Here is a 6,264-nt window from a genome sequence, read left to right on the forward strand (position 1 = left end):
TGTTGTGCGTTTTTACAGGCGCGCGCCGTGGTGTGTGAAAATGACAGAGGGGAATGGAAAGAAATTTAAGCATATGTGTTGACAAATGCGGACGCCCATATGATAATGAATATCGTATTAAAATTATTATAATCTAATCAGCAGTCACAGGAGGTAGATGAAGAATGTCACTCGTAGGAAAAAAAGTGCAACCATTCCGAGCACAAGCGTATCACAACGGCGAATTCATCGAAGTGACAGAGCAAGACTTCATGGGGAAATGGAGCATCGTTTGCTTCTATCCAGCGGACTTTACGTTCGTCTGCCCGACGGAGCTCGAAGACTTGCAAGATCATTACGCAACGTTTAAAGAACTTGGCGTGGAAGTGTACTCGGTTTCGACCGACACCCACTTTACTCATAAAGCATGGCACGATACATCGCCAGCTATCGGCAAAATCGAATACGTGATGATCGGCGACCCGTCGCATCAACTGTCGCGCATGTTTGATGTGCTCGATGAAGAACAAGGATTGGCGCAACGCGGCACGTTCATCATTGACCCAGACGGCGTCATTCAAGCGGTGGAAATCAATGCGGACGGCATCGGCCGCAACGCCAGCACGCTGATTGATAAAATTAAAGCGGCCCAATACGTGCGCAACCACCCGGGTGAAGTCTGCCCGGCGAAATGGAAAGAAGGAGCGGAAACGCTGAAGCCAAGCCTAGACCTCGTCGGCAAAATTTAAGGGGGGCTTAGGCGATGCTGCTGGATGCTGACATCAAGGCGCAACTAGCCCAGTATTTGCAATTGCTTGAAAATGATATTGTCTTGACGGTAAGCGCGGGAGACGATCCAGTTTCCCGCGATCTCCTTGCCTTGATCGATGAACTGACGGCCATGTCGCCAAAAATCAAGGTGGAGAAAGCAAAACTGGAACGAACACCGAGCTTCAGCGTCAACCGGGTCGGCGAAAACACCGGCATCACCTTCGCCGGCGTGCCGCTCGGCCATGAATTTACGTCCCTCGTTTTGGCGCTGCTTCAAGCGAGCGGGCGGCCGCCGAAAGTCAGCCAAGACGTCGTGGACCGCATTCAACAAATCAGAGGCAAACATCATTTTGAAACGTACGTCAGCTTGACCTGCCACAACTGCCCGGACGTCGTCCAAGCGCTCAACATTATGAGCGTGTTGAACCCAGACATTTCGCATACGATGATCGACGGGGCGGCGTTTAAAGAAGAAGCGGAGCAAAAAGGGATCATGGCTGTGCCGACGGTCTTTTTAAATGGCAAACTGTTCGCGAGCGGCCGCATGTCGATTGAAGATATTCTTGCCAAATTAGGAAGCGCACCAGATGCTTCCGATTTTGCCAATAAGGATCCGTTTGATGTACTCGTTGTCGGCGGTGGACCGGCTGGAGCGGCAGCGGCGATTTATGCAGCGCGCAAAGGCATCCGCACCGGCATTGTCGCGGAGCGTTTCGGCGGGCAAATTTTGGACACGCTCGCTATCGAGAACTTTATTAGCGTCAAATATACGGAAGGGCCGAAACTGGCGGCCAGCCTAGAAGAGCATGTAAAGCAGTACGACGTCGACGTCATGAGTTCACAGCGCGCAAAACGGCTCGAGAAAAAAGACTTGATTGAAGTCGAGCTAGAAAACGGCGCTGTGCTGAAAAGCAAGACGGTCATTATCGCCACCGGCGCTCGCTGGCGTAATCTCGGTGTGCCGGGCGAGGACGAGTTCAAAAACAAAGGCGTCGCCTACTGCCCGCACTGCGACGGTCCGCTGTTTGAAGGCAAGCATGTGGCGGTCATCGGCGGCGGCAACTCCGGCGTCGAAGCGGCGATTGACCTCGCCGGCATTGCCAGCCATGTGACGCTGCTGGAGTTCGCCCCTGAACTCAAGGCGGATGCTGTGCTGCAAAACCGGTTGTACAGCCTGCCGAACGTAACGGTGATAAAAAACGCGCAAACGACGGAAATCACCGGCACGGACAAAGTCAACGGCTTGACGTACATTGACCGGGAAACAGGAGAAGAACATCATATCGAATTGCAAGGCGTGTTCGTGCAAATCGGCCTTGTGCCGAACACCGAATGGTTGGAAGGAACGGTGGAACGGAATCGCTTCGGTGAAATCATCGTCGACAAACGCGGCGCGACGAGCCTTGAAGGTGTCTTTGCCGCCGGCGACTGCACGGACAGCGCCTATAAGCAAATCATTATCTCGATGGGCTCGGGTGCAACCGCGGCGTTAAGCGCGTTTGATTATTTGATTCGCCATTAAAGAGGGCCGAAGGTGGACCGCCTCTTCGATCCCATGGAGGGGCGGTTCAACGAATTGGCTCTCTTTTTTTAAACTAAGATCAAAAATACGATGAGACATCAAGGTTTTTCTCTTTGCGAAAAACCATGGATCACAGCCGCTAGGACAACTTGACAAACGGCCGAGATTATCCGTAATATAAAATTACATCTTTCTCATACGGAACAACCGATGATGGAGAAAAGTAGTTAAGGCCCACATGGCCAGAGAGGAAGCGCCCAAGGCTGCGAGCGCTTCTCCATGATGGCTTAACGAAAGACACTCCGTAGGTTTCTCTTTGAACGCGCTTTGCGCCAGTAAAGGGGAACGTGTGCCATGCGTTAATGGCGACAAGCGGAAGCCGATCGGCTTCAATTAGGGTGGCACCGCGGGAATGACGCTCTCGTCCCTATGGTCATGGGGACAAGGGCGTTTTTATTTTGGGCAAAGGAGGATTGAACATGCCGTTTCAAATTCCAAGAGGGACGCAGGATGTGCTGCCGGGTGAAACGGAAAAATGGCAGCATGTCGAGCAAGTCGTCCGCAACCTTTGCGGACGGTATGGCTATGAGGAAATCCGCACACCGATTTTTGAACATACGGAGCTGTTTTTGCGCGGGGTCGGCGATACGACCGACATCGTGCAAAAAGAAATGTACACGTTTGAAGACAAAGGCGGCCGCGCGTTGACGCTCCGCCCGGAAGGAACAGCGCCGGTTGCCAGAGCGTTTGTCGAGCATAAGCTGTACGGCAGCCCGAACCAGCCGGTCAAGCTCTATTACACTGGACCGATGTTCCGCTATGAACGGCCTGAATCGGGGCGGTTCCGCCAGTTTGTGCAGTTTGGCGTCGAAGTGCTTGGCAGCAGCGATCCAGCGGTCGATGCGGAAGTGATCGCACTGGCGATGCACATTTATAACGAACTCGGGCTGCAGCATATCCGGCTGGTGATCAACAGCCTAGGCGACCTTGACAGCCGCCGGGCGCACCGCGAGGCGCTTGTTCGCCATTTTGAAAGCCGCATTCATGAGCTGTGCGAAGATTGCCAAGCACGTCTTCAGACGAATCCGCTTCGCATTCTCGACTGCAAAAAGGACCGCGGCCATGAACTGATGGCGACGGCGCCGTCGATTTTGGACTATTTGAACGATGAATCGCGCGCTTACTTTGAAAAAGTGAAGCACTATTTGGCGGTGCTCGACATTCCGTTTGTCATCGACTCCCGGCTCGTGCGCGGGCTCGACTACTACAACCATACGACATTTGAAATTATGAGCGATCTCGAAGGATTCGGGGCGGGGGCGACGCTGTGCGGCGGCGGTCGTTACAACGGGCTCGTCCAAGAAATCGGCGGTCCGGAAACGCCGGGCATCGGCTTTGCGCTCAGCATTGAGCGCCTCCTGGCGGCTCTCGAGGCGGAAGGGGGAGAGCTGCCGGTCCGCCGCGGGCTCGATTGCTACGTCGTCGCCGTCGGCGAGCAGGCGAAAACGGAAGCGGTCCGCCTCGTCTATGAATTGCGCCGCGCCGGACTGCGCGTTGATCAAGACTATTTGGGGCGGAAAATGAAAGCCCAGCTGAAAGCGGCCGACCGGCTTGGTGCGTCGTTTGTCGCCATGATCGGCGACGAAGAGCTGGAAAGCGGGGCGGCAACCGTTAAAGACATGGCCAGCGGCGAGCAGATGAAAGTGCCGTTTGGCGAACTGGCGCATGTTTTGGCAAAACGGACAGGACGGGAGGAGTAACACGATGCAGCGGACGTATTATTGTGGGGAAGTGCCGGAAACAGCGGTTGGCGAGCGCGTCATATTGAAAGGGTGGGTGCAAAAACGCCGCGACTTAGGCGGGCTCATTTTCATTGATTTGCGCGACCGGACCGGCATTGTCCAAGTCGTCGCCAGCCCCGACGTCTCGGCCGAGGCGTTGGCGGCAGCGGAACGCGTGCGGAGCGAATACGTTTTAAGCGTCGAAGGAACGGTCGTCGCCCGCGCACCGGAGACGGTCAATCCGAACATTGCGACCGGCCGCATTGAAATCCAAGCCGAGCGAATTGACATTATCAACGAAGCGAAAACGCCGCCGTTTGCCATTTCCGACGATACGGACGCGGCGGAAGATGTGCGCTTAAAGTATCGGTATTTGGATTTGCGCCGCCCGGTCATGTTTCAGACGCTTGCGCTTCGCCATAAAGTGACGAAAGCGGTGCGCGACTTTTTGGATGGCGAGCGCTTTTTGGAAATCGAGACGCCGATGTTGACGAAAAGCACGCCGGAGGGGGCGCGCGACTATTTAGTGCCAAGCCGCGTCCACCCTGGCGAGTTTTACGCTTTGCCGCAGTCGCCGCAAATTTTTAAGCAGCTGCTGATGGTCGGCGGCTTTGAGCGCTATTACCAGATCGCCCGCTGCTTCCGCGATGAAGACTTGCGCGCCGACCGCCAGCCGGAGTTTACGCAAATCGATATTGAAATGTCGTTTATCAGCCAGGAAGATATTATCGATTTAACGGAGCGGATGATGGCGGCGGTCGTCAAAGCGGCCAAAGGCATCGATATCCCGCGCCCGTTCCCGCGCATGACGTATGCCGAAGCGATGAACCGCTACGGTTCCGATAAACCGGATGTGCGCTTTGGCCTTGAGCTCGTCGATGTATCTGAAGCCGTCCGGGATTCGGCGTTTCAAGTGTTCGCCCGCACGGTCAAGGAAGGCGGGCAAGTGAAGGCGATCAACGTCAAAGGCGCTGCAAGCCGCTATTCGCGCAAAGACATCGACGCGTTAGGCGAATTTGCGGCCCGCTACGGGGCGAAAGGGCTCGCCTGGCTGAAAGCGGAAGGAGATGAGCTGAAAGGGCCGATCGCCAAATTTTTCACCGCCGACGAACAGACGGCATTGCGGCAGCTGCTCGCTGTCGACGACGGAGACTTGCTTCTGTTTGTCGCTGACCGGCCTGCGGTCGTCGCCGCTGCGCTTGGGGCGCTCCGGCTGAAGCTTGGCAAAGAGCTCGGTTTGATCGATGAAACGAGACTGGCGTTTTTATGGGTCACCGACTGGCCGCTGTTGGAGTACGACGAAGAAGAAGGACGCTACTACGCCGCCCACCATCCGTTTACGATGCCGGTGCGCGACGACATTCCGCTGCTTGAGACAAACCCGGGCGCCGTTCGCGCACAGGCGTACGATTTAGTGTTAAACGGGTACGAGCTCGGCGGCGGTTCGCTCCGCATTTTCGAGCGCGACGTGCAAGAAAAAATGTTCCAGGCTTTAGGGTTCAGCAAAGAAGAAGCGCGCCGCCAATTCGGCTTCCTGCTTGAGGCGTTTGAATACGGCACCCCGCCGCATGGCGGCATCGCCCTCGGCCTCGACCGGCTCGTCATGCTGCTTGCGGGGCGCACGAACTTGCGCGACACGATCGCCTTCCCGAAAACGGCGAGTGCGAGCTGCCTATTGACGGAAGCGCCGGGCCCGGTCAGCGAAAAGCAGCTCGAGGAGCTGCATTTGGCCGTTGTGCTTCCTCGTGAGGAATAATGGCGCCGTTGGAAGGAGAAACATTGGCGGCAGAGGTTCACAAACGCGAAAAAATATGATACAATCAAAGCAACACACCGTCCTAATGTGTTCGTCGAGTCACCCATCGTTTTGACCGAACAGTAGATGATCCGGGAGCCCGGGGTTTCCAAGCGGCGTGCACGCCCCTTCGTCACAGGGGAAGCGCAAACCTTGGAACAGGGCACCCACCTATGTGGGAGCGGGTTCAAAACGAAGGCATCGACGGCACGATTGGGACTGGTATGCATACGAGGATGGAAACATGACGCTCCTATGCCGGAAACAGCATAGGGGTTTTCTTTTGGCAACAAAATGCCGTTGCCGCTTCGGGCGACTTCCTCCTATTTCGCGCAGGAGACTCCCACTTCAACGACCAAAGGGAGTAGTGGAAGAGGAATGCGCGTTCCCCCTTTCTTTTATGTATGATAGAATAA

At 55.5% G+C, this 6,264-nt stretch carries 4 protein-coding genes, 1 other RNA gene and 1 other annotated feature; all 5 genes read left to right on the forward strand.

Annotation, left to right across the window (positions count from 1 at the left end; translation table 11 throughout):
• Positions 1–164 precede the first annotated feature (164 nt).
• The 5 genes from ahpC (at position 165) to ssrS (ending at position 6,072) form a co-directional block, all read left to right on the forward strand.
• On the forward strand, positions 165–728 hold the full coding sequence (gene ahpC, locus CV945_RS12030) for an alkyl hydroperoxide reductase subunit C (RefSeq protein WP_013144645.1): 564 nt from the start codon (positions 165–167) through the stop codon (positions 726–728).
• A gap of 14 nt (positions 729–742) precedes the next feature.
• The gene (gene ahpF, locus CV945_RS12035; protein ID WP_100659853.1) at positions 743–2,272 is read left to right on the forward strand and encodes an alkyl hydroperoxide reductase subunit F; all 1,530 of its coding nucleotides are present in this window, start codon (positions 743–745) and stop codon (positions 2,270–2,272) included.
• 201 nt (positions 2,273–2,473) lie between these two features.
• Positions 2,474–2,704, forward strand: a binding site (T-box leader).
• A 47-nt stretch (positions 2,705–2,751) separates the two neighbouring features.
• A complete protein-coding gene (gene hisS / locus CV945_RS12040; RefSeq protein WP_063330509.1) occupies positions 2,752–4,032 on the forward strand; it encodes a histidine--tRNA ligase in 1,281 nt (426 codons plus the stop codon).
• A gap of 4 nt (positions 4,033–4,036) precedes the next feature.
• Entirely contained in the window at positions 4,037–5,809 is a 1,773-nt protein-coding gene (gene aspS, locus CV945_RS12045; RefSeq protein WP_094239010.1) for an aspartate--tRNA ligase, read from the forward strand.
• Positions 5,810–5,885: 76 nt separating this feature from the next.
• A non-coding RNA gene (gene ssrS, locus CV945_RS12050) (6S RNA) lies at positions 5,886–6,072 on the forward strand.
• Positions 6,073–6,264 lie beyond the last annotated feature (192 nt).

This window comes from Geobacillus sp. Manikaran-105, assembly GCF_002809955.1.
GTDB classification, from domain to species: Bacteria; Bacillota; Bacilli; order Bacillales; family Anoxybacillaceae; genus Geobacillus; species Geobacillus thermophilus.

Coding starts and splice junctions, on each gene's coding strand:
- ahpC (WP_013144645.1), top strand. CDS start 165: ATGTCACTCGTAGGAAAAAAAGTGCAACCATTCCGAGCACAAGCGTAT.
- ahpF (WP_100659853.1), top strand. CDS start 743: ATGCTGCTGGATGCTGACATCAAGGCGCAACTAGCCCAGTATTTGCAA.
- hisS (WP_063330509.1), top strand. CDS start 2,752: ATGCCGTTTCAAATTCCAAGAGGGACGCAGGATGTGCTGCCGGGTGAA.
- aspS (WP_094239010.1), top strand. CDS start 4,037: ATGCAGCGGACGTATTATTGTGGGGAAGTGCCGGAAACAGCGGTTGGC.